The organism is Guyparkeria sp. WRN-7 (assembly GCF_001641825.1).
Lineage (GTDB): Bacteria > Pseudomonadota > Gammaproteobacteria > Halothiobacillales > Halothiobacillaceae > Guyparkeria.
This window is the reverse complement of the sequence record NZ_LRFH01000015.1, coordinates 44503-67422: the sequence shown is the minus strand read 5'-3', so window position 1 is coordinate 67422 and position 22920 is coordinate 44503. Positions and strand designations below refer to the sequence as shown.

Annotated in this window: 22 protein-coding genes; 6 read left to right on the top strand and 16 right to left on the bottom strand. The window is 66.1% G+C overall.

The annotated features are described in order from the left end of the window. Positions 1 to 9: 9 nt before the first annotated feature. Genes AWR35_RS07445 through glyA form a run of 4 tightly spaced genes read right to left on the bottom strand, consistent with a single transcriptional unit; the run spans position 10 to position 3599 of the window. A complete protein-coding gene (locus tag AWR35_RS07445; protein ID WP_058575328.1) occupies positions 10 to 651 on the bottom strand; it encodes a riboflavin synthase in 642 nt (213 codons plus the stop codon). A gap of 33 nt (positions 652 to 684) precedes the next feature. Then, entirely contained in the window at positions 685 to 1833 is a 1149-nt protein-coding gene (gene ribD, locus AWR35_RS07440) for a bifunctional diaminohydroxyphosphoribosylaminopyrimidine deaminase/5-amino-6-(5-phosphoribosylamino)uracil reductase RibD (RefSeq protein ID WP_058575327.1), read from the bottom strand. Next, a complete protein-coding gene (nrdR, locus tag AWR35_RS07435) occupies positions 1823 to 2323 on the bottom strand; it encodes a transcriptional regulator NrdR (RefSeq protein WP_058575326.1) in 501 nt (166 codons plus the stop codon). The genes ribD and nrdR overlap by 11 nt, the downstream gene beginning before the upstream one ends. A 13-nt stretch (positions 2324 to 2336) precedes the next feature. Then, positions 2337 to 3599 (bottom strand): serine hydroxymethyltransferase, encoded by a 1263-nt coding sequence (gene glyA / locus AWR35_RS07430; RefSeq protein WP_058575325.1) that lies wholly within the window; start codon positions 3597 to 3599, stop codon positions 2337 to 2339. A gap of 336 nt (positions 3600 to 3935) precedes the next feature. On the opposite strand from glyA, the gene AWR35_RS07425 reads away from it, so the two are divergent. After that, positions 3936 to 4424 (top strand): cyclic nucleotide-binding domain-containing protein, encoded by a 489-nt coding sequence (locus tag AWR35_RS07425; protein ID WP_082663997.1) that lies wholly within the window; start codon positions 3936 to 3938, stop codon positions 4422 to 4424. Positions 4425 to 4427: 3 nt separating this feature from the next. Here the strand turns inward: AWR35_RS07425 and AWR35_RS07420 are convergent, their stop codons facing one another. The 9 genes from AWR35_RS07420 to AWR35_RS07380 all read right to left on the bottom strand — a co-directional run bounded on the left by AWR35_RS07420 (position 4428) and on the right by AWR35_RS07380 (position 14608). Continuing rightward, positions 4428 to 6881 carry a heavy metal translocating P-type ATPase gene (locus AWR35_RS07420; RefSeq protein ID WP_058575324.1) on the bottom strand — a complete coding sequence of 818 codons (2454 nt, stop codon included), beginning with the start codon at positions 6879 to 6881 and terminating at the stop codon, positions 4428 to 4430. 49 nt (positions 6882 to 6930) lie between these two features. Continuing rightward, entirely contained in the window at positions 6931 to 7731 is an 801-nt protein-coding gene (locus AWR35_RS07415) for a FixH family protein (RefSeq protein ID WP_058575323.1), read from the bottom strand. Between the two features lie 70 nt (positions 7732 to 7801). Next, on the bottom strand, positions 7802 to 9226 hold the full coding sequence (gene ccoG, locus AWR35_RS07410) for a cytochrome c oxidase accessory protein CcoG (protein ID WP_058575322.1): 1425 nt from the start codon (positions 9224 to 9226) through the stop codon (positions 7802 to 7804). Positions 9227 to 9376: 150 nt separating this feature from the next. Further along, the gene (ccoP, locus tag AWR35_RS07405; RefSeq protein ID WP_058575321.1) at positions 9377 to 10297 is read right to left on the bottom strand and encodes a cytochrome-c oxidase, cbb3-type subunit III; all 921 of its coding nucleotides are present in this window, start codon (positions 10295 to 10297) and stop codon (positions 9377 to 9379) included. Further along, the gene (locus AWR35_RS07400; RefSeq protein ID WP_231723577.1) at positions 10278 to 10508 is read right to left on the bottom strand and encodes a cbb3-type cytochrome c oxidase subunit 3; all 231 of its coding nucleotides are present in this window, start codon (positions 10506 to 10508) and stop codon (positions 10278 to 10280) included. Before AWR35_RS07400 ends, ccoP begins: the two co-directional genes overlap by 20 nt. Positions 10509 to 10539: 31 nt before the next feature. After that, positions 10540 to 11274: a cytochrome-c oxidase, cbb3-type subunit II gene (ccoO, locus tag AWR35_RS07395; RefSeq protein WP_058575320.1), complete on the bottom strand. Its 735-nt coding sequence runs from the start codon at positions 11272 to 11274 to the stop codon at positions 10540 to 10542. Between the two features lie 18 nt (positions 11275 to 11292). Beyond that, the gene (gene ccoN / locus AWR35_RS07390; protein ID WP_058575319.1) at positions 11293 to 12750 is read right to left on the bottom strand and encodes a cytochrome-c oxidase, cbb3-type subunit I; all 1458 of its coding nucleotides are present in this window, start codon (positions 12748 to 12750) and stop codon (positions 11293 to 11295) included. A gap of 266 nt (positions 12751 to 13016) precedes the next feature. Continuing rightward, positions 13017 to 13862, bottom strand: coding sequence for a malonyl-ACP O-methyltransferase BioC (bioC, locus tag AWR35_RS07385; RefSeq protein WP_058575318.1), 846 nt, complete (start codon positions 13860 to 13862; stop codon positions 13017 to 13019). 65 nt (positions 13863 to 13927) lie between these two features. After that, entirely contained in the window at positions 13928 to 14608 is a 681-nt protein-coding gene (locus AWR35_RS07380) for an alpha/beta fold hydrolase (RefSeq protein ID WP_197408170.1), read from the bottom strand. 101 nt (positions 14609 to 14709) lie between these two features. Between AWR35_RS07380 and plsY the strand changes: the two genes are divergently transcribed. Next, the gene (plsY, locus tag AWR35_RS07375; RefSeq protein WP_231723576.1) at positions 14710 to 15345 is read left to right on the top strand and encodes a glycerol-3-phosphate 1-O-acyltransferase PlsY; all 636 of its coding nucleotides are present in this window, start codon (positions 14710 to 14712) and stop codon (positions 15343 to 15345) included. Between the two features lie 13 nt (positions 15346 to 15358). Here plsY and tsaD read toward each other — a convergent pair whose 3' ends face one another. Next, positions 15359 to 16378: a tRNA (adenosine(37)-N6)-threonylcarbamoyltransferase complex transferase subunit TsaD gene (tsaD, locus tag AWR35_RS07370; RefSeq protein ID WP_058575315.1), complete on the bottom strand. Its 1020-nt coding sequence runs from the start codon at positions 16376 to 16378 to the stop codon at positions 15359 to 15361. A gap of 181 nt (positions 16379 to 16559) precedes the next feature. On the opposite strand from tsaD, the gene rpsU reads away from it, so the two are divergent. The 4 genes from rpsU (at position 16560) to hemE (ending at position 19808) form a co-directional block, all read left to right on the top strand. Next, positions 16560 to 16775: a 30S ribosomal protein S21 gene (gene rpsU, locus AWR35_RS07365; protein ID WP_058575314.1), complete on the top strand. Its 216-nt coding sequence runs from the start codon at positions 16560 to 16562 to the stop codon at positions 16773 to 16775. 25 nt (positions 16776 to 16800) lie between these two features. After that, the gene (locus AWR35_RS07360; RefSeq protein ID WP_058575313.1) at positions 16801 to 17250 is read left to right on the top strand and encodes a GatB/YqeY domain-containing protein; all 450 of its coding nucleotides are present in this window, start codon (positions 16801 to 16803) and stop codon (positions 17248 to 17250) included. Between the two features lie 79 nt (positions 17251 to 17329). Beyond that, positions 17330 to 18739 (top strand): FAD-dependent oxidoreductase, encoded by a 1410-nt coding sequence (locus AWR35_RS07355; RefSeq protein ID WP_058575312.1) that lies wholly within the window; start codon positions 17330 to 17332, stop codon positions 18737 to 18739. Positions 18740 to 18743: 4 nt separating this feature from the next. Next, entirely contained in the window at positions 18744 to 19808 is a 1065-nt protein-coding gene (gene hemE, locus AWR35_RS07350; RefSeq protein ID WP_058575480.1) for a uroporphyrinogen decarboxylase, read from the top strand. Positions 19809 to 19869: 61 nt separating this feature from the next. Here the strand turns inward: hemE and AWR35_RS07345 are convergent, their stop codons facing one another. Both AWR35_RS07345 and AWR35_RS07340 read right to left on the bottom strand, forming a co-directional pair. Continuing rightward, positions 19870 to 20466 (bottom strand): hypothetical protein, encoded by a 597-nt coding sequence (locus AWR35_RS07345; RefSeq protein ID WP_058575311.1) that lies wholly within the window; start codon positions 20464 to 20466, stop codon positions 19870 to 19872. Between the two features lie 48 nt (positions 20467 to 20514). Further along, a complete protein-coding gene (locus AWR35_RS07340) occupies positions 20515 to 22854 on the bottom strand; it encodes a PBP1A family penicillin-binding protein (RefSeq protein ID WP_231723575.1) in 2340 nt (779 codons plus the stop codon). Positions 22855 to 22920 lie beyond the last annotated feature (66 nt).

Sequence of the window (22920 nt, the reverse complement as noted above, 5' to 3'; positions counted from 1 at the left end):
AGGCGCCCCTCAGGAGAGGTCTTGATAGGGGCTCTGCCCGCCCTTGCCGCCCTGCGCCTCGCCGGCCTGCAACAGCCGCTCGAGATAGCGCGCCATTAGATCGACCTCCAGGTTGACCTGTCGCCCCGGGCGATACTCGCCCATGATGGTCGCCTCGAGCGTGTGCGGGATGATGGTCAGCCGGCAACGCACCCCGCTGACCTCGTTGACCGTCAGGCTCACCCCATCGATGGCAAGCGAGCCCTTCTTGGCCACGTAGCGCGCCAGTTCCGGCGGCACACGCAGCCAGAACTCGGTTGCCCGCGCCTCGCTGCGCCGCGCATCGACGATCGCCAGCCCGTCGACATGGCCGCTGACCAGGTGCCCGCCCAGCGGCGTGGCCAGGGTCAGCGCCGGCTCGAGATTGACGCGCGAACCCGGCGCCAGCTGCCCGACCGTGGTCAGGCGCAGCGTCTCGGCCGAGCAGTCGACCGAGAAACGGTCGCCATCCAGATCGGTGACCGTCAGGCAGACGCCGTTGACGGCAATGCTGTCACCGATGGCCGTGTTGGCGAGGTCCAGCCCCGGTGCCTCGATGGTCAGGCGCGCATCGCCACCCGTGGGGGTCTGCTCGACCAGGGTGCCGACGGTCTGGATGATGCCGGTGAACATGCTTGTCTCTCCGCGAAATAAGGGGCCGACCGCCTAGCGCGCCGGCCGCAGGGTCAGGCGCAGGTCGTCGCCCAGTCGGGTCTCGTCGACGAGCGTCCAGCGCGCCGCATCGGCCAGCGCCCCCGGCTCGGGCAGCGCCAGTGCCGGCCGGGCCTGATGGCCGAGCAGCACCGGGGCCTGGTAGACCACCAGTTCGTCACATAGCCCGGCGGCGACGAACGCCCCGGCCAGCTTGGCACCCGCCTCCACCAGCACCTCGTTGACCTCGCGCGCGGCGAGATCGGCGAGGATGAACTCGAGCTCCAGGCCCAGCCCGGGCGCGGCGGGCGCCTCGATCAGGGTCGTCTCGCGCTTGACCAGCGCCTCGTGGTGCACGCCGTCGGTCGCATCGCGGGTGTAGATCCACACCGGCCCGGGCGCGTCGAAGATCGCCGCGAACGGTGGCAGACGCAGCCCGGAGTCCAGCACGACACGCGCGGGCTGGCGCACTTCGCCCTCGATGCCAAGCTCGTCGGCCGACAGCCGCACGTTCAGCCGGGCACTGTCCGTCAGCACCGTGTCGATGCCGCTCAAGACCGCACACTGTCGGGCGCGCAGGAACTGCACGTCGCGGCGCGCCGCCGTGCCGGTAATCCATTGACTCTCGCCGCTGGCCAGCGCACTGCGCCCGTCCAGCGACTGGGCCACCTTGACCGTCACCCACGGCCGCCCGCGCTCCATGCGCGAGACGAAACCGGGGTTGAGCGCCCGGGCGGCCGCCGGGGCAATCGCCTCGGTGACCTCGACGCCGGCCTCGCGCAGGAGTTTGTGCCCACGACCGGCCACCAGCGGGTTGGGATCGTTCATGGCCGTGACCACGCGGGCCACCCCGGCCTCGACCAGTTGCGGCGCGCAGGCCGGGGTGCGGCCGACATGGCTGCAGGGCTCAAGCGTGACGTAGGCGGTCGCGCCGTGCGCCCGCTCGCCGGCCTGCTCAAGCGCGCGCACCTCGGCATGCGGGCCACCGGCCCGGGCATGGAACCCCTCGCCGACGATCTCGCCATCGCGCACCAGCACGCAGCCCACCCGCGGATTGGGCGAGGTGGTGTAGCGACCGCGCTCGGCCAGGGCCAGCGCATGCGCCATCCAGTGTCGATGCCCGCGGGAAGCGGAGTGGTCGGCAGCGGCCGTCTCAGTTGGCATCGCCGATCAGCGGCAGCTGGTGGTCCGGGTCGCTGATGACGTCGTTCGCCAGCGACTCGATCGCCTCGCGGAAGGCCTCGACGCTGTCGAAGCTCAGGTAGACGGAGGCGAAGCGGATGTAGGCGACGTGGTCGAGTCGGCGCAACTGGGCCATGACCATCTCGCCGATCTCGCGGGCGGCGATCTCGCGCTCGCCACGGCTGCGGAGCTGGCGCTCGATCTGCTCGATCGCCTCCTCGACACGGCGCGTCGGCACCGGGCGCTTCTCCAGCGCCCGCATCAGGCCGTCGCGCAGCTTCCGCTCGTCGAAGTTCTGCCGCGCGCCGTTGGACTTCACCACCCGCGGCATCTGCCGGTCGGCCCGCTCGTAGGTGGTGAAACGCTGCCCGCAGGCGGCGCATTCACGCCGGCGGCGGATACCCTCGCCCGCGTCGATCGACCGCGAGTCGATCACGCGGGTGTCGTCGTTACCGCAGATGGCGCAGCGCATGCCGTCCCCGCGATCAGGCCTGGTTGGCCTCGTAGACCGGCAGGCGACGGCAGAGCGCGGTGACCTTCTCGCGTACCGCCTCGATCACCGACTCGTTCTCGAGATCGTCGATGATGTCGCACATCCAGCCGGCGAGATCACGGGACTCCTCGACACCGAAACCGCGGGTGGTGATCGCCGCGGTGCCCACCCGGATGCCCGAGGTGACGAACGGCGATTGCGGGTCGTTGGGCACGGCGTTCTTGTTGACGGTGATGTGGGCGTTGCCCAGCGCCTCGTCGACCGCCTTGCCGGTCAGGCCGCGCTTGACGAAGCTGACCAGGAACAGGTGGTTGTCGGTGCCGCCGGAGACCACTTCCAGGCCACGCTCGACGAACACCTCGGCCATCGCGCGGGCGTTGTCGATCACCTGCTGCTGGTAGGTCTTGAAGTCCGGCTCCAGTGCCTCCTTGAAGGCCACCGCCTTGCCGGCGATCGCGTGCATCAGCGGCCCACCCTGCGAGCCGGGGAAGATGCGCGACTGGAATTTCTTTTCCAGATCCGGATCGGCCTTCGCCACGATGATGCCGCCGCGCGGACCGCGCAGGGTCTTGTGGGTGGTCGAGGTGACGACGTGCGCATGCGGCACCGGATTCGGGTACAGGCCAGCGGCGACCAGTCCGGAGACGTGCGCCATGTCGACCATCAGGTAGGCACCCACGGCATCGGCAATCTCGCGGAAACGTGCCCAGTCGAGCACGCGCGAATAGGCGGAGAAGCCGGCGATGATCATCTTCGGCTTGTGCTCCTTGGCCAGACGCTCGACTTCGTCGTAGTCGACGTAGCCCTGATCGTCGATGCCGTACTGCACCGCGTTGTAGATGCGACCCGAGAAATTGGGCTTGGCACCGTGGGTCAGGTGGCCACCGGCGTCGAGGCTCATGCCGAGCACGGTGTCACCCGGCTCGACCAGTGCCTGGAAGACCGCGGCGTTGGCCTGGGAACCCGAGTGCGGCTGGACGTTGGCGTAGTCGGCGCCGAAAAGCTTCTTGGCCCGCTCGATCGCCAGCTGCTCGGCCACGTCGACGTACTCGCAGCCGCCGTAGTAGCGCTTGCCCGGGTAGCCTTCGGCGTACTTGTTGGTCAGCACGGAGCCCTGGGCCTCCATGACGCGCGGGCTGGCGTAGTTCTCGGAGGCGATCAGCTCGACATGATCCTCCTGGCGGCGCACCTCGGCGTTGATCGCATCGGCAAGTTCCGGGTCGTAGCCCGCGATGGTCATGGACTTGGCAAACATGAGTTGGCTCCTGAAGAAGGTGAAATCAAATCCGGCTCGACCCCGCGCGAACGAGGCCGCGAAATACAAGCGGCCGCCCCGACAGGAACCGAGGGCGACCGAACAATGCCGGGAATTCTAGCATGTTGCGGCCGTTCGCCTCGCCCGTCGCGCCGACCATCATGGCTGCGCCTCATTTTCCGCCGCGATACCCGCTCGGCCAAGCGAAACATCCGCAATCCGAGCATGAATCGGGCTCATGCCGCCTCACCGCGCGCAAGAGGATCGACAAAACGTGAACGGCTCGCGACAATGAAACGACACCTACCCGCAAACCGGCATGGGAGCATTCAAGCGATGATGACCGAAAACGACCGCCACGCCCTGGTCGACTTTCTCGCCCGCCACGTCGACACGCAGATCCTGACTCAGGCAGAGGTCGGCGCCTTCCTCGACTTCTGCGATTTCGAGATCATCGAGCGCGGCAAGATCATCGCCGACATCGGCGAGGTGGGCGAATCGCTGTACTTCCTGCTCGAGGGTACTGCCGAGCTGATCGTCGGCCCGACCACCAACGAGGTGCCGGTCGGCCAGATCCACGCCGGGGAGATGCTCGGCGAGATGAGCTTCTTCGACCGTCAGCCACGCAACGTGCGCATGCGGGCACGCTCCAAGGTCCGTCTGCTGCGCCTGCCGCGCGCCAAGTACAACCGGCTGCGCCTGGAACACCCGGTCTTCTCGGTCCTGCTGCTCGAATACGCGATCGTCAGTCTCGACCACCTCTACCGGCGCACCAGTACCGACGTGGCCCAGCTCAACCAGTACATCCACAGCATGGGCGGCTGATCCCTACCCCCGCCTCAATCGCAGGGCATTGCCGATCACGGCGATCGAACTGACCGACATGCCGATCGCCGCCAGCCACGGCTGCACCAGCCCCACCGCGGCAATGGGGATCGCGATCGCGTTGTACCAGACCGACCAGGCGAGGTTCTGACGGATCACCGCCATGGTGCGGCGCGCGTAATCGACGGCAAAGGCCGTCTCCGCGACCCGATCATTCAGCAACACCATGTCGGCACTGTGCTTGGCCACGGCCGTGCCGCCTCCCATGGCCATGGACACGTCCGCCCGCGCCAGCACCGGCGCGTCGTTGACCCCGTCGCCGACCATCAGCACCCGGCCGCCACCGGCCTGCAGGTCGGCCACCCGCGCCATCTTGTCTTCCGGCAAGAGGTCGCCCTCGACGTGATCGACCCCCAGGTGGTCGCCGATCAACTGCGCCCGATCGGCCTGATCGCCGGACAGCAACCAGACCTGAATGCCGTGCCCGCGCAGCCGATCGACGGCCTCGCGGGCATCCTCGCGCAGCTCGTCGCCCAGCACGGCGCGGGCGATCAGCTGCTCTCCCCGCGCGATCCAGACCACCAGCTCGTCGACGGCCGCATTCACCTCGGGCAGCCGGATGCCGAGCTCGCCCATCAGGCGGGCATTGCCCACCGCAAACCGTTCACCGTCGATCTGCCCGGTCACCCCACGACCGCTGGCACTCTCGACCCCGCGCACCTCGCGGGCGGAACGCGTGCCGTCCTCGCCCCAGACACGCAGCGCCCGCCCGACGGGATGGTCGGCATACTGCTCCAGGGCCGCGACCACGGAGCGCAGCTCGGTGTCGTCCGCGTCATCCAGCCGTTCGACCTCGCGCACGACCAGCTGGCCCGTGGTCAGGGTGCCGGTCTTGTCGAACACCACGTGACTGATGCCGGCGAGCCCCTCGATCGCTCGTCCGCGCGACACCAGCAGCCCCTGACGTGTCAGCCGCCCGACCGCCACCGCGATCGCCGCCGGTGTCGCCAGCGACAGCGAGCATGGGCAGGTGATGGCGAGAATGGCGACCGCAATCCAGAACGCGCGTGCCGGATCGATCATCAGCCAGGCAACCGACACGGCCGCGGTGGTGACCAGCAGACCGATGACGAACTTCCGCGCGAAGCGGTCGGCCACTTCGGCGACTCGCGGCTTCTGCGACTGGGCGCGGTCGATCAGGCGCACGATCGAGGAGACCATCGTGTCCTGACCCACCTTCTCCACCTCGACGGTCAACGGGCTCTCGGTATTGACGGTGCCGGCGGCCACCGTGTCACCGGCACGCTTGAGCTCGGGGACGCTCTCGCCGGTGAGCATCGAGGCGTTCACGCCGCTCTCGCCCTCGATCACGCGCCCGTCGGCCGGCACCGGCCCACCGGGGCGCACCAGAATCCGGTCGCCGGGCACCAGATCGAACGCCGGCACCACGCTCATCGAGCCGTCGGCCTCGATGCGGTTGGCCACCTGCGGCACCAGCTTGTTGAGCGACTCGGCCAGCTCGCCCGCCTTGTGGCGTGCCCCCTGTTCGAGGAAACGCCCGGCGAGCAGCAGGAAGACGAACATGGTGACCGAGTCGAAATAGATCTCGCCGCTGTGACTCAACACGGCGTAGACACTGCCCCCGTAGGCAAGCAGGATGCTGAGCGAAACCGGCAGGTCCATGCTCACCCGTCGCTGCTTGAGGTCGCGCCAGGCCGGGCGGAAGAACGCCTGGCCGGAATAGAGCACGATCGGCGTCGACAGGATGAAACTGACCCACCAGAAGAAGTACCGCATGTCCTCGGAGAGATCGAGGAAGTCGCCGAAGTACAGCGACAGCGAGATCATCATCACCTGCAGGTAGACCAGCCCGGCGACGGCCAGGCGGCGCATCATGTCGTGACGCTCGCGGCGGTAGACCCGGTCCTGGCGGTCCGGGTCGTAGGGGTAGGCGCGGTAGCCGATGGCCGCGATGGCCCGCAGGATCTCGGACAACTGCACCTGGCTGTTGTCCCAGACCACCTGCGCCCGATGAGTGGAGAAGTTCACCGAGAAGGACTCCACGCCGGGCAGTTGCCGGACGTGGCGCTCGGAGAGCCAGATGCAGGCGGCACAGACGATCCCTTCGAGGATCAGCGAGGCCTCGCGACGGTCGCCCTCCCGGTTGGCGACGAACGACTTCTGCATCTCGGGGCGGTCGTATATCGCCACCTCCTCGAGCACGCGTTCGAGATCGTCATCCGGCTTGGGCGAGGCCTTGCTGCGGTGGCGGTAGTAATCCTCCATGTCCGCCTCGACGATCGCCTGCGCGACCGCCTGACAGCCCGGACAGCACACCGCGCGCTGTTCGCCGAGCACGCGGGCATGGTAGTCCGCCCCGTCCGGCACCGGCAGGCCGCAGTGAAAACAGCTGCCTTCCGCCGCCTGCTCCGGCGTGATGTCCCGCGTCTCGCTCATCGCACGCCCGGCACCCGCACAGCCTCGTCCAAAGCAGCAGCCCGGCCGTTCACGGCTTGGCGATGTCGGTCATGCCGCGCAGCTGGTGGGTCTCGCCGTCGCGACGGACATTGACGATCACTTCCCACCGCCCGGGCCGGGTGGGCGTGATCTCGGCCTGGTAGACACCGGGCTCGATCTCCTCGAGCTCGCGCGTGAAGTCCAGGCTTTCGCTGGAGAAGCGCAGGAACTGCGCGGTGGCATCGGCACCCTGGATCGGACCGCCGTCACCGTCGGTGACCTCGATGCGGAACGGGGTGGACTCACCGACTACCGGCTCGCCCATCCAACCGCGACGCACCTGCCAGCCCCGTCGCTGCTGCTCCTCGCGCATGGCGTCGTAGGCCTCGAACTGCGCCACCTTTTCCTGGTAGTCATGGGCCACCGTGCCCGGGAAGTACGAGGTCGCGACCGGGCCGCCCTGGGGCTCCGGCAGCAACTGCCGTGCCGCGTTCTCGCTCAGCCCCCGCGAGGCAATGGTGAGAAAGATCGAGTCGAGCAGGATGATCACCGCGAAGAAGGCAATGATGGTCGCCGGACCGGCATGAAAGCCCATCTTGTGCGATTCGGCATTACGTGGCGGCGAAATCAGCCCGAGGATGAAGGCGGTCATCACCAGGATGGCCACCACCATCGCGACCACGTCGAGTCCCGGCCACGCGCTGATCGCGTAAGGCGCATAGGCGGCCAGCGACAGCACGCCCAGAATGAAGGCGATCTGCCGACCGGCGGTCGGGAAGCGCCACCGCAGCAGAAAGAAAAGGATCGGGATCAGGGTCATGCCGATCCCGGCGGGCAGCAATACGGCCATTTGCGGAAACCTGGTTGCAGCAGGCCACCGCCCGGCCATTAAGCCGAACGGTGGCCTGTCGAAGGGTTGATCAACGGAAGACGAAACTCGCGTCGTGCTCGAGCGGCTCGATGCGTCCGTTCTCCTCGGTGAGGATGAATTCTATCTCGCGACGGTCCACTTCTGCATCTCGAGGTGCACGTACGTGCACCAGATACTTCCGTGATCCGTCCGCCGGCACGGACAGCCCGTCGAAATCACCGACGATGCTCACCTTGGCATCCGGCAGTCCCTCGAGGGCGAGCGAGAAGTCGAGCGGCTCCTGCAGCTTGTTGTTGATCTTCACGTTGTAGTTGTTCTGGATGTCGCCACTGGCAAGCACGGTGAACAACGGCTGGCGCACCTGCTGCACCGACAGGTCCGCCGGTGCGCGCGCGAAGATGCCGTAAAGCAGCAGCACGGTCGCCGCGAGCGTCGCGACGCCATAACCGATGGTGCGGAACTTGAGCAGGTTGGGCTTCTCGCCGGTCTCGAGCTCCTGCTCGGAGGCGTAGCGGATCAGACCGGTTGGCCAGCCGCGCTTGGTCATGATCTGGTCGCAGGCATCGATGCACAGACCGCAGGAGATGCACTCCAGCTGCAGCCCGTCGCGGATGTCGATACCCGTGGGACAGACCTGCACGCACAGCTTGCAGTCGATGCAGTCACCCACGCCCTGGTCGTGGCGCTCCTCGAGCGTCATCAGGCCCTGTTTCAGCGGCTTGCGCCCCGCTTCGCCCTCACCGCGCTTGGCGTCGTAGGACACCAGCAGCGTCTCCTTGTCGAACATCACGCTCTGGAACCGCGCATAGGGGCACATGTAGATGCACACCTGCTCGCGGGCGAACCCGGCGGCGATCAGCGTCGTCGCCGTGAGAATCCCGGTGGTGATGTAGGCGGCCTTGGCCGCATCGAGGGTGAAGAAGTCGACGAACAGTTGCGGGGCGTCGGCCCAGTACGCGGTGAAGGTAAACCCGGTCCAGAACGCGATCGCCGTCCAGATGGCGATCGTGACCCCCTTCTTGGCGATCTTCTCGGCATTCCAGGGCTGCTTCTCCAGACGCATGCGCTTGTTGCGGTCCCCCTGAACCAGCGCCTCGACCTTCATGAAGGTATCGGTCCACAGCGTCTGGAAGCAGAAGTAGCCGCAGAACGCACGCCCCACCAGGCCGGTAACGAAGAACAGCAGCCAGGCCGCCAGGATCAGGAAACCGGCCAGCAGGAACATGTCCTGCGGGTGGATGACGAGGTCGAACAGGTAGTACCGCCGTGACGGGATATCGAACATGACCGCCTGGTCCGGCCCGGTCCCACGTTCCCAGCGCACCCAGGGCAGCAGGAAGAAGACGCTGTATGCCACCAGGAGCACGATGTCCTTGAAACGGCGGAAGCGGCCGCGAATGCCCTTCGGGTGGATGGGCTCCCGCGCCTGGTACAGGGGATCGGCGGCGTAGCTCGGATCGTCGTGTTGGGCCATGGATCAAACTCCGAAGGATGCTCTCGGGATAACCTTATACCCCATAGGGAAATTGTCTGACAACCACTCGAAAATAATTTTCCGAGGCCGCAAACAAGAACACCGGCCAATGGCCGGTGTTTTTGCAATCGCTAGCGATCGTGACGCCGATCAGTTGCCGCCAAGCTGACGTACGTAGATGGCGAGCATGCGAATCTGCGTGTCGGTCAGGCGGTCGCCGAAGCCCGGCATCTGACGCTGGATGCCGTTGTTGACGACGTGCTTGATCTCTTCCATCTGGCAAGCGGTGTCGCCTTTGCAGCCCGGCACGTCGGCAACGTCCCAGATGGCATCGGTCAGGTTCGGCGCGCCCATGGCCTCGTTGCCCTTGCCGTTCTGGCCGTGGCAGCCCGCACAGCTCGCGAACGCCTGCTTGCCGCGGCTCGCCGCCTCACCACTGATCTCGGCATTGCCGGACAGGCTCAGCACGTACTTGGCCAGATCGTCGATCTTGTCCTCGGCAACATTCTGCGCCGGCATCATGCCGTTGATGCCACCGGCGATCTTGCTGACGATCGTCTCGTAGGAGTTGCCGTACAGCCACGCGTTGTCAGCCAGGTTCGGGAACAGACCGATCTTGCCCTGACCACCCGCACCGTGGCAGGCCGCGCAGTAGTCGCCGAAGGTGCCGTGACCGACGGACATGGCGAACTGCAGGGTGTCCGGATCTTGCTCGATCTCCTCGAAGCTCATGTCCTTGACCTTGTTGACCCACTCCTGCTGGGCGAGGGCCGACGGGCTGGACTGCATGTTCTTGGTGAACAGCGCACGGGTGTTCCAGTGCTCGGTAACGGTCTTCTCTTCACCGTTCTCGCCTTCCACCGTGTACTCGACCGTGCTGATGCCCTTGGTGTAGGTATCGCCGTACGGCCAGGCCGGGTAGAGGATCCAGTAGATCACCGAGAAGATGATGGTGATGTAGAAGGCCCACAGCCACCAGCGCGGCAACGGGTTGTTGTACTCGCGCAGATCGCCGTCCCAAACGTGCCCGGTGGTCTCGACCTGCCCCTGCTTATTTTCCGGTTGACTCATCGTTATTCACCTGTTGTTTCTCTTGTTGCGTGGGGTCGAGCTCGTCGTCGTCCAGGAAGGGAATGTCCTTGTACGACTCCAGGCGCTGCTTGCGCTTCTTCCCGGTGTAGACGTACAGGATGATTCCCACGAAGGCGGAGAAGAACAGGATCAGCGCCAGCGGCTTGCTGTTCTCCATGTCGCCCAACCACGCAAAGATATCGCCTATCAAGAAATCACCTCGATGGTGGCGGTTTTATGTATCAGCGGAACTGGTTGAAATGGCCATCTTCGTACTTCGAGAAGTCGACCATCGTTCCCAGCATCTGCAGGTAAGCCACGAGGGCATCCATTTCGGTGATCTGGCCCGGCTTGCCGTCCCAGTCCTCGGCCGCCGCCTGGTCTTCCAGCACCTGGGTGGCGTTGGAGACGTGCAGCTTGTCGGCCATCTCCTGACCGAACTTCTCGACGTTGGCGTCGTATTCCGCCTGGCTCTGCGAGTACGGCACGCCGACGCGCTTGAGCGCCACCATGCGTTCCTCGATCTGGCTGTAGTCGAGCTCGTCCTCGAGCAGCCAGGGGTAGCCCGGCATGATCGACTCGGGCACCAGCGACTGCGGATCAACCAGGTGCTGCGTCTGCCACTCGTTGGAGTACTTGCCGCCGACGCGGGCCAGGTCCGGACCGGTGCGCTTGGAGCCCCACTGGAACGGATGGTCGTACTGCGACTCGGCTGCCAGCGAGTAGTGGCCGTAGCGCAGCATCTCGTCACGGAACGGACGGATCATCTGCGAGTGGCAGGTGTAGCAGCCCTCGCGGACGTAGATGTCCCGGCCCCGCAGTTCCAGCGGGGTGTAGGGGCGTACGCCGTCGACTTCCTCGACCGTCTCCTCGATGTGGAACAGCGGGACGATTTCGACCAGGCCACCGATGCTGATCACCATCAGGGTGAGGACGATCAGCAGGCCGGAGTTGATTTCAATGCTTTCGTGTTTCATTCACCTAACCTCAATCCTTTAGCGTGCGGCGGCAGCCACGGCGTCACGACCTTCGGCGGCGGCCGGCTGACGGGCCCCGGCGATCGTCTTGCGGATGTTGTAACCCATGACCAGCATCCCCGAGAGGAAGAACGCCCCACCGATGGCACGGACGACATACGGGATGTGCATGAACGACACGGTCTCGATAAAGGTGTAGGCGAGGTTGCCGTACTGGTCGAAGGCACGCAGCATCAGGCCCTGGCCGATACCGGCGACCCACATGGCGACGATGTAGAGCACGACACCGATGGTGGCCAGCCAGAAGTGGACGAACACCAGCTTGGTCGAGTACAGGGTGGTGCCCCAGAGCCGCGGGATCAGGTGATAGAAGGAACCGATGGAGATCATCGCAACCCAGCCCAGCGCGCCGGAGTGCACGTGGCCGACGGTCCAGTCGGTGTAGTGCGACAGGGCGTTAACCGACTTCAGCGACATCATCGGACCCTCGAAGGTCGACATGCCGTAGAACGCCAGCGCGGTGATCAGGAACAGCATGATCGGATCGGTACGCAGCTTCTCCCAGGCGCCCGACAGGGTCATGATGCCGTTGATCATGCCACCCCAGGACGGCAGCAGCAGGAGAATGGAGAAGGTCGCCGCGAGGGTGGAGACCCAGTCCGGCAGCGCGGTCCAGTGCAGGTGGTGAGCACCGACCCACATGTACAGGAACGACAGCGCCCAGAAGTGGACGATCGACAGGCGGTAGGAGTAGATCGGACGACCGGCCTGCTTGGGCACGAAGTAGTACATCATGCCGAGGAACGCGGCAGTCAGGAAGAAGCCGACCGCGTTGTGGCCGTACCACCACTGGGTCATCGCATCCTGAACACCCGAGAACAGCGCGTAGGACTCGAGGCTGTTCCAGGCAACCGGCACCTGCAGGTTGTTGAAGATGTGCAGCAGCGCGGTGGCCAGGATGAAGGCCATGAAGAACCAGTTGGCCACGTAGATGTGCGGCTGGCTGCGCTTGACCAGGGTCATCGCGAAGATGGCGAAGTAGGCCACCCAGGTGACGGTGATCAGCAGGTCGACCGGCCAGATGAACTCGGCGTACTCACGGCCCTGCGTGTAGCCGGCCATGTAGAACAGCACGCCCAGACCGATCGAGAGCTGCCAGCCCCAGAAGGTGAACTCCGGAAGGATCGAGCCGCCCCACAGCCGCGCCTGACAGGTGCGCTGCACGATGTAGTACGACGTCGCGAACAGCGCACTACCACCAAAGCCGAAGATCACCAGCGTCGTGTGCACGGGGCGCAGACGGCCGAAGGTGATCTCGGCAATATTAAAGTTCAAAAATGGCCATGCCAGCTCACTGGCAATGTAGACACCGGCAAGCATCCCCAACACGCCCCAAATCATGGCCATGATGGCGAACTTCTTGACGATGCCGTAATTGTACTGCTCGGTTGCTACCGGCACTGCATTGGTGGACATCGTGACCCCTCCAGACTTTTAGGTTCATCCCGGCCGTGGGACGGCCAGACCCTTTTTCTTCGACCGCGGATGATAATCCAATCCCCCGCGGACAAAAACCTATGAATTTACTTACCTACTCGCGCCACGAGCGGCCCGCCAACACCCTTTCAACCAGTTAGGCGGGCAAGACCCTGTTCCATAAGCAAACCTGATTCGATCGCGGGGCGAGCTGCAGGTGTTGCATTAATGCGACACCCCGGCCAGCAGAGGCGAGCCAGACGCCATCAGGCGCCCACCAACCCGTGAGACGACTGAGAGACGGGCGACACACCCGTCCCCCATGCCAGGCCGTAGACGATTTCATAGGTGAGCGGAATCTGGCCATCGACAGCCTGGTCGGCAAGCGCGTCACGGAAGCGACGCCAGGCCTTCGCCCCGGTCATGCCTCGCGACCGGCCCGACTGGGTATTGCCCACTCCGACCCCGCGGAGATCGCCAAGCAGGGCATCCACCGTCGGATAGGTCACGGTCACCGCCTCCCGGTCCATGACCGGGTCGGCAAGCATGGCGCCGACCAGCGCATCGCCCAGATCGTGCATGTCGAGAAACTGGTGCACGTGGGGCGTCGGGTCCACTTCCGCCCAGGCGCGGCGCACCTCGACCAGGCTGTCGGGGCCGAGGGTGGTGAAGGCAAACGGCGCCCCGGACGACATCACCCGCGCCACCTCGGCAAACAATGCCGCCGGCCGATCGCTCCACTGCACCGCGAAATTCGACACCACCGCATCCATGCTCCCTCCGGCAAACGGCAGGGCATGCATGTCGGCCGCCACACCCAGGCGATGCCGGGACCACCAGCGTCGCCGCGGCAACCGCCGCAGCATCGCCTCGGCCAGATCGAGCCCGATCACCTCGGCCTTCGGATAGCGCTCCCGCATGGCACGCACCATCTGGCCGGTGCCGGCACCCAGATCGAGAACCCGGCTCGGCTCGAGCTTCAGCCAGCCGAAGCGCTCGTCCAGACGGCGACCGATCTCGCGCTGAACCGCGGCATGACGGTCGTAGTGGCCTGCCGCACGGTTGAACCGCTCACGGACGCGACGCTGATCAAAGGAAGGCAAGGAGGACATGCAGAACAAGGGCACTCATTAAATAACTGTGATCGGTCGACAGGACGGCAAAAGGCGACTCTGCATCAGCGCGCCGACAGACGGGCGGCAAGCTCGGCTGGTTCATGCCACCACGACGCGTGCCCGGGGCGGGTGAAGCGATGACAGCTGACCTGCGGTGACAAGGCCAGCCGTGACGGCCAGTCGACCGGCACCAGCGGATCCTCGGGCGCCAGCCAGCACTCGACCGGCGTCGTCACATCCGCAAGAACCGCCCGCAGATCCAGCCGCGCCAGCCAGTCGAGCCCGCTCACATCGGCCACATCGCCCGCCCCTCCCGGTACGTCCGGCAAGGCGAAGCGACGTCGAAACGCGGCCACCGCCGCGTCCGGATGGCGGCGCGCGGCTCGTCGCAGGCCTCGCCACTCGGTTTCCGGCACACCCGGCCAGCCCGGCGCCTCGAGAAACCGGGGTGTGGCATTGACGAGGATCAAGCGATCGGGCGCGATGCGGCCGCGACGCAATGCCTCGAGGAGCAGCGCCCCGCCGAGCGACCAGCCGACCCAGACTGACGGGTGCGGATCGTCAGGCGTCACCGCCGACTCGTCGAGCCAGTCGGCGACGAACGTCGGCCAGTCGCAGGCAAATAGCGAGGCCTCCCCCAGCTTTTGCTGAAGCGGCTGGAACACGGTGGCCGGATACGACCAGCCGGCCACCAGCCCGACACCTCCCGCCGGCGACGACTCGACAGCCGGAGCCTGGTTCACGCCACACCACCCGCGACCTGCATCGGCTGGCACCGACCGGTTTGCCGCCGACCGCTTCCACCGCGATAATGGCCGCCCCATTCAAACACCGGGATCACCTTTTGACTGCCCTCGACTGGCCCACGCTGCTCATCGTCGCCCTCGCCGCCTATCTGGTCGGCTCGCTGTCCACCGCGGTGATCACCGCGCGCCTGCTCGGCCTGCCCGACCCGCGCTCGGCAGGCTCCGGCAATCCCGGCGCCACCAACGTGCTGCGGCTGGGCGGGAAAAAGGCGGCCATTGTCACGCTGGTGGGCGACTTGCTCAAGGGGCTGCTGCCGGTCGTGCTGGTCGCCGCAGTGATCGACGAGCCGAACCGGACCGCCGCGATGGGCGCGGCCGGGCTGTTTGCCTTCCTCGGCCACCTGTTCCCGGTCTTTTTTGCCTTCAAGGGCGGCAAGGGGGTGGCGACCGCGGCCGGCGCCATGCTCGGCATGGCACCGGTGGTCGGCATCGTTGCCATCGTCGGCTGGCTCAGCACGGCCTGGGCGACACGCTACTCCTCGCTGTCGGCCCTGTTCGCCGCCGTCGTCGCCGCAACGCTCGCCACCCTGCTCTCGCCACCGTTCATCGCCCTGGCCGTGTCGGTGATGGCCCTGCTGCTCATCCTGCGCCATCACGGCAATATCCGCCGACTGATCCGTGGAGAGGAACCACGCATCGGCGAGAAGGCAGCGAAGTCCGAACCGACCGAATGACCCGGCGCCGGCGTCAGGCCACCTGACCGGGGACCGCCAACGCATCGAGCGGCCAGCGCGGCCGCACCGAGAACCCCGCCGCGGCGTCGCGCTCCCCCGCTACCAAGCGCAGGTAACCGGCCAGCGCGATCATCGCGGCGTTGTCGGTGCACAACTCGATCTCGGGAAAGAACACCCGGCCACCGCGGTCGGCCATCATGGCCGTCAGCCGTCGCCGCAACGGGCGATTGGCAGCCACCCCACCGGCCACCACCAGTCGCTCCAGACCGGTCTGGTCCAGGGCCCGCCCGAGCTTGATCTCCAGGGTGTCGATCACGGTGCGTTCGAACGAGGCAGCCACGTCGTGATGGTCGTTGCCGGCAGCGATCGCATTGGCCACCGCCGTCTTCAGTCCACTGAAGCTCAGCTCGAGACCGGGACGGTTGACCATGGGACGCGTGAACGGGATCGCTGCCGGATCGCCCTGCTCGGCGAGCTTCGACAGCGCCGCCCCGCCCGGGTAGCCGAGCCCCATCAGCTTGGCGGACTTGTCGAACGCCTCGCCGATGGCGTCATCGATGCTTTCCCCGAGGAGGCGATAATCGCCCACCTCGCGCACCTCGATCAGTTGACTGTGACCACCGGAGACGAGCAAGGCCAGGAACGGAAAGGAAGGCGGCTCGGCGCCCAGCAAAGGCGCGAGGATGTGACCTTCCAGGTGATTGATGCCCAGCGCCGGCAGACCACGCGCCGCAGCCAGCCCCTTGGCGAAGGCCGCACCGGTCATCAACGCCCCGGCCAGCCCCGGCCCGGCGGTGTAGGCGACCCCGTCCAGCGCGTCGTAACCGAATCCCGCCTCGGCCATCGTTTCGCGGGCGAGCATCGGCAGTCGACGCATGTGGTCGCGCGCGGCAAGCTCCGGGACCACCCCGCCGTAGGCGGCATGCACGTCGGTCTGTGAGTGCACCCGGTGAGCCAGCAGTCGCCCCTCGCGACCGTCATAGACGGCCAGCGCCGTCTCGTCACAGGAACTTTCGACTGCCAATACGCGCACGCGCCACACTCCTTATATAGGCTGGCAAGGATAGATCTAGGGACACGGAGGCAACGGCAAGAAGAACACTGGCCTCTTGCACACCTCCGGCAACGCTTTATACTACAACACCTTTTATTTTGGGCCGCACGGGTCCGAAGCCAAACATTTCAGTTTCAATTCAACGAGGTGGAACGCATTCATGCCTTCTGTACGTGTTCGGGAAAATGAGCCCTTCGAGGTTGCAGTTCGTCGTTTCAAGCGCTCCTGCGAGAAAGCCGGCATCATCAGCGAGATGCGCGAGCGCGAGTACTACGAGAAGCCGACCGCTGCCCGCAAGCGCAAGGCTGCTGCTGCCGTGAAGCGCAACCAGAAGCGCCTCGCGAAGGAACAAGCGCGTCGCGTTCGCCTGTACTGATCACTCGCTCGACGGACCTATCCGCATGAGCACGATCAAGGCGCGCCTGACCGCCGACATGAAAACGGCCATGAAGGGCGGCGAAAAGTCGCGCCTGGCCACGATCCGCATGCTGATCTCCGCGATCAAGCAGCGGGAGATCGACGAGCGCCGCGACGTCAGCGACGACGAGGCCATGGCGATCCTGACGAAGCAGGCCAAGCAGCGCCGCGAATCGATCGCCCAGTACGAATCGGCCGGCCGCGACGACCTCAAGGCCGTCGAGGAAGCCGAACTGGCGATCATCGAGACCTACCTACCTCAGCCGCTTTCCGCCGAGGAAATCGAGGCCGCGGTTGCCGAAATCATTGCCGCCGAACAGGCCAGTGATCTGAGTCAGATGGGCGCCGTGATGAAAGCGGCCCGCGAACGACTGGCCGGCCGCGCCGACATGGCGGTCGTCAGCCAGGTCGTCCGCAACCGTCTTTCGGCCTGAGCCGCGGGCGCGGTCACGCCCTCTCGGGCACCCGCCCCGGACGCCGCATTGATCCGAACCATCAATTCGAGAACGAGCCATGGGCGAGACTTTCCAGTTTCTGAACGTTCCGCGACGCGACCCGGAGACCACTCCGGCCGAAGAGCGCGTCCACCAGTTCAATGAAATCTACGGGCAATTCACGCCGGATCACGCCGCCGAGCAGGCGGACCGCTGCCTCGAGTGCGGTAATCCGTACTGCGAGTGGAAATGCCCGGTCCACAACTACATCCCCAACTGGCTCAAGCTGATCGCCGAGGGCAACCTGCTCGAGGCCGCGGAGATGGCGCACAAGACCAACTCCCTGCCCGAGGTCTGCGGTCGCGTCTGCCCGCAGGACCGCCTCTGCGAGGGCGCCTGCACCCTGAATGACGGCTTCGGCGCGGTCACCATCGGCTCGGTCGAGAAATACATCGCCGACGAGGCCTTCAAGATGGGCTGGCGGCCGGACATGTCGGATGTCGTGCCCACCGGCAAGCGCGTCGCGGTCATCGGTGCCGGGCCGGCCGGCCTGGGCTGCGCCGACATCCTCGCCCGCCACGGCGTCGAGGCGGTGGTCTTCGACCGCCACCCGCAGATCGGAGGCCTGATCACCTTCGGCATCCCCTCGTTCAAGCTCGAGAAGCACGTGATGGAGACCCGTCGCGAGATCTTCGAGGGCATGGGCATCGAATTCCGCCTCAATACCGAGGTCGGCAAGGACGTCACCATCGACGACATCCTCGAGGAGTTCGACGCGGTGTTCATGGGCATGGGTGCCTACAACGCCATGCAGGGCGGTTTCCCGGGCGAGGACCTCGACGGCGTCCACGCCTCGCTGCCCTTCCTGATCGGCAACACCAACCACCTGCTGGACTTCGGCGGCGACTACCCCTACATCAGCGTCAAGGACAAGCGCGTGGTGGTCCTCGGCGGCGGCGACACCGCGATGGACTGCACCCGTACCTCGCTGCGCCAGGGCGCGGCCAAGGTCACCACCGTCTACCGCCGTGACGAGGACAACATGCCGGGTTCGCGCCGCGAGGTGAAGAACGCCCGCGAAGAAGGCGCCCACTTCATGTTCAACCTGCAGCCGGTCGAGATCCTCGGCGAAGGCGGCGAGGTCACGGGCGTGAAGTTCGTCGAGACCCGCCTGGGCGAGCCTGACGAGCGCGGTCGGCGCCGCCCGGTGGCCATCGAGGGCTCCGAGCAGGTGATCGAGGCCGACGCGGTGCTGATCGCCTTCGGCTTCCGCCCCTCCCCGGCCGACTGGTTCGAGGACCAGAAGATCGAGCTGGACGCGAGCGGCCGCGTCGTGGTCCACAAGGACCAGAGCAAGCCGGAATTCCAGACCAGCAATCCGAAGATCTTCGCCGGCGGCGACATGGTACGCGGCGCGGATCTCGTGGTGACCGCGGTCTTCGAAGGGCGCAACGCGGCCTTCGGCATCCTCGACTACCTGGACGTGTGATTTGATGACTGCCCCGCTGCAGAACGACCGCCTGCTGCGCGCACTCGCGCGCCAGCCCGTCGACCGCACCCCGATCTGGATCATGCGCCAGGCCGGACGCTACCTGCCGGAGTACCGCGCTACTCGTGCGCGCGCCGGCAGCTTCATGGACCTGTGCCGCTCGGCGGATCTCGCCTGCGAGGTCACGCTGCAGCCGCTCGAACGCTACGACCTGGATGCGGCGATCCTGTTCTCCGACATCCTCACCATCCCGGATGCGATGGGACTGGGGCTGAAGTTCGTCAAGGGCGAAGGACCGGTGTTCGAGCGGCCAGTGCGCTCGGCCGCCGATGTCGCCCGCCTGCCCAAGCCCGACATGGGCACGGATCTCGGCTACGTCATGAACGCGGTGTCCACCATCCGCAAGGCGCTCGACGGCCGGGTGCCGCTGATCGGCTTTACCGGCAGCCCGTGGACGCTGGCGACCTACATGGTCGAGGGCGGCGGCACCAAGGACTTCGCCAAGGTGAAAGGCCTGGTCTACAGCGACCCGAAGGCCGCCCATGACCTGCTCGGTCGACTGGCCGACGCGGTGACCGACTACCTCAATGCCCAGATCGAGGCGGGCGCCCAGGCCCTGATGGTCTTCGACACCTGGGGTGGCGTGCTCGCACCGCACGACTACCGCGACTTCTCCCTGCAGTACATGCAGCGCATCGTCGACGGCCTGAACCGCAAACGCCCGGACGGCAGCTACGTGCCGGTGACTCTGTTCACCAAGGGCGGTGGTCAATGGGCCTCCTGGATCGCGGACACCGGTGCCGACGGCATCGGTCTGGACTGGACCGTCAACCTCGACACCATCCGCGAGAAGGTCGGCGACCGCGTCGCACTGCAGGGCAACCTCGACCCGAGCGTCCTCTACGCCCCGGACGAGGTGATCGAGCGCGAGGTGGCCCGCATCCTCGAGGAATTCGGCCCCAATCCCGGTCACGTCTTCAACCTGGGCCATGGCATTCACCAGCACGTCAATCCGGACAAGGTGAAGGTGCTGGTCGATGCGGTGCATCGCCTCAGCGCCCGCGACTGACAACGCAGTCCAGCACGCATGGCAGAAAAAACGCCCCCGGATCTCGGGGGCGTTTTTCGTGTCAGGCCGGCGCCTCCCCCTCGATCAGAGCCAGCAACTGGCTTCGGGACGCGCGCCGCAGCTTGGCGCCACCGGGACCCAGCGGAGTCTCGCGGATCCGCTCTTCGGGAAACACCTCCAGGACCACCTGCTCGTCCCCCGCGCCGAAGACGAACACCGAGACCCGCTCACTGCGCCCCCCACAGTATTCGTAGGTGGCCTCCGACTCGTCGAAGGGAATATCGCGACCGAACAGCCGCTCCATCACGGCCTCCGGCGTCGGCGCGAACAACTGCAGGACGATGGAGGAGTACTGGTCTGCCGTCCCGGAGAGCACGTCGCCCACCAGCCGGGGGCGAAATTCGGCAAAGAAATCCATCGCCTCGAGCGCTGCACGGCGCAGTTCGAGCAGGCGCTCGCCCTGCTCGGGGCGAAACGTGGCGCGGTAACGGGTCAATTCCAGCTCGAGACGCTCGAGGTCGGCGGCCAGGAATCGACCATCCAGAGATTCACCCAGCGATCGCGCCGCCGCCTCCAGCGAGGCACGCAGCGACTGTCCCGGCGCATCCGCCGCCTCGCGGGCGGCCACGCGCAACACCTCCAGCGAAGCGGGTCCCATCAGCTCCTCCTGCGAAGGCGCCGGCCACTCGTCCACCGGCGCCGTGGCTCAGAATAGACTCTCAATCACCTCGCGCGAGGTCCCCGACGACGCAGCGGGATCCTTCTTGGGCAGCTCGGCATCCGGGTTGGTGGAATCGAAATACTCCCGAATGGCGCCCGGATGACCCTCGGGCACGCGCTTGCCCGTTTTCGGATCGATCCAGGCGGTCACGATGCCCTCGGGCGGCTCCTCGTCGTCGGTCGGCGCCGGCAGCACGTCGCGCATGAAGTCGATCCACATCGGCAACGCGGCGCGCCCGCCGGTCTCGCGGCGCCCCAGTTCGCTGTTGTCGGCAAACCCGACCCAGGCGACGCCGACCCAGCCCGGGCCGAATCCGGAGAACCAGGCGTCACGCTGATCGTTTGTGGTGCCGGTCTTGCCGCCGATGTCGCCCCGCTCGAGCGCACGCCAGGCCCGGCGGCCGGTACCCTGACGCACCACGCTCTTCAGCCCGGAACGCATCAGAAAGGCATTCTGCTCGCTGATCGCGCGCGGGGCGAGGCTGGGGTCGACGGTTTCCACCGAACAGTCGTCACAGGGGCTGACCGCCGGGTGCGAATAGACCACGCCCTCGTCCGGGTTACCCACCTCGGTAACCAGGTAGGGCGACACCCGATAGCCGCCATTGGCGAACACGGCAAAACCGGCCACCTGATCGAGCGGCGTCAGGGTATAGCTGCCGAGCGCCATCGACAGGGTCGGCTTCCAGGAATCCACCGGCAGACCGAAACGACCGGCGTAGTCGAGCACGCCCTGAGGGCTCACGTCGCGTGCCAGCCGAATCGAGACCAGGTTGACGGAATGGGTCAGGGCATCGCGCATGCGCCGCATGCCGCCGAAGCTGCGCCCATAGTTGCTGGGGCGCCAGTCGATCCCTTCGCGCACGCCGTCCTCGACCACGACCGGCGAGTCGTTGATCAGGCTCGCCCAGGTGTAGCCATGCTCGAGAGCAGCCGAGTACAGATAGGGCTTGAAGCCCGAGCCGGGCTGCCGCTCGGCCTGGGTGACGTTGTTGAACTGGCTGTCGTGGAAGAAATCGAAACCACCCACCATCGCGCGAACCGCACCGGTGGCGGGGTCGAGCGCCACGAACGCCCCCGTCACCTCGGGGATCTGGGCGAGCCGATAACGGGGCTCGTCCTCGTCGCCGACTGCCTCGAGCCGGACCATGTCGCCGGGTGACAGCACATCGTCCACCCGTTTGGGCTTCGGGCCGCAGCGATCGACGTCGCGATACTCGCAGGCCCACTTCACCGCCTCCAGGTCGACGCCTACTTCACCGCGTTTCGCCATCAGCAAGACGGCCTTGTCCGCCGAGGCCTCGAGCACGACCGCGGCCAGCAACCCGCCGACCGGATCCGCTTCTGCCAACCGCTCGTCGAGCGCCTCGCGGTCTTCGAGCACGTCACTCCAGTCGGCCTCCGGCCCACGGTAGCCGTGACGCCGGTCGTAGGCGACCAGGGCCGCACGCAACGCACGGCGCGCCGATGCCTGAGCCTTGGCGTCGATGCTGGTATGCACATCGAGACCCATCTGGTAGGCCTCCTCGCCGAACCGCTCCACCTGGTCATGGCGCGCCATCTCGGCTGCATAGGGCGCCTTGGTGGCGATCTCGGCCGAGGTGAACAGCTCGCCCGGCAGCGGTTCGTCCATGGCGCGATCGAAGGTCGACTGATCGATCATGCCCAGCTTGAGCATGCGTCCGAGCACGTAGGCGCGGCGGGCCAGGGCCCGCTCCGGATTCGTGACCGGGTTGGTGGTCGACGGGGCCTTGGGGAGCGCGGCCAGCATGGCGGCCTCGGCGACGGTCAACTCCGGCAGCGTCTTGTCGAAATAGACCTGAGCGGCCGCCTTGACGCCATAGGCCCGATGCCCCATGAAGATCTTGTTCAGATACAGCGCAAGGATCTCCTCCTTGCTGAAGGCGCGATCGATCTTGATCGCCAGCAGGATCTCGTACAGTTTGCGGGTGTAGGTCTTCTCGCGGCCCAGGTAGAAGTTGCGGGCGACCTGCATGGTGATCGTCGAACCGCCCTGCGACTTCTCGCCGGTGCGGACCAGCTCGATCGCCGCGCGCGCCAGGCCGATGAAGTCGACTCCCACGTGCTCGAAGAAACGGTCATCCTCGGCGGCGACGAAGGCATCGACCACGACCGGCGGGATTTCGTCGTAGGAAACGGGGAAGCGCCGCTGGTTGCCATATTCGGCGATCAGGCCGCCATCACGGTCGTGAATGCGCATGGGCATCTGATAGCGCACCTCGCCCAGTTCGTCGACGCTCGGCAGCTGGGTGTTGTAAATATGATACAGGACCCCAAGGCCGGCCAGGCCTAGAATCAGTCCCAAACCAACCAGATAAAAAATAATCTTGATAAGCTTCATTCGGATTGCGAGAACTATGAGCCCCAGTAA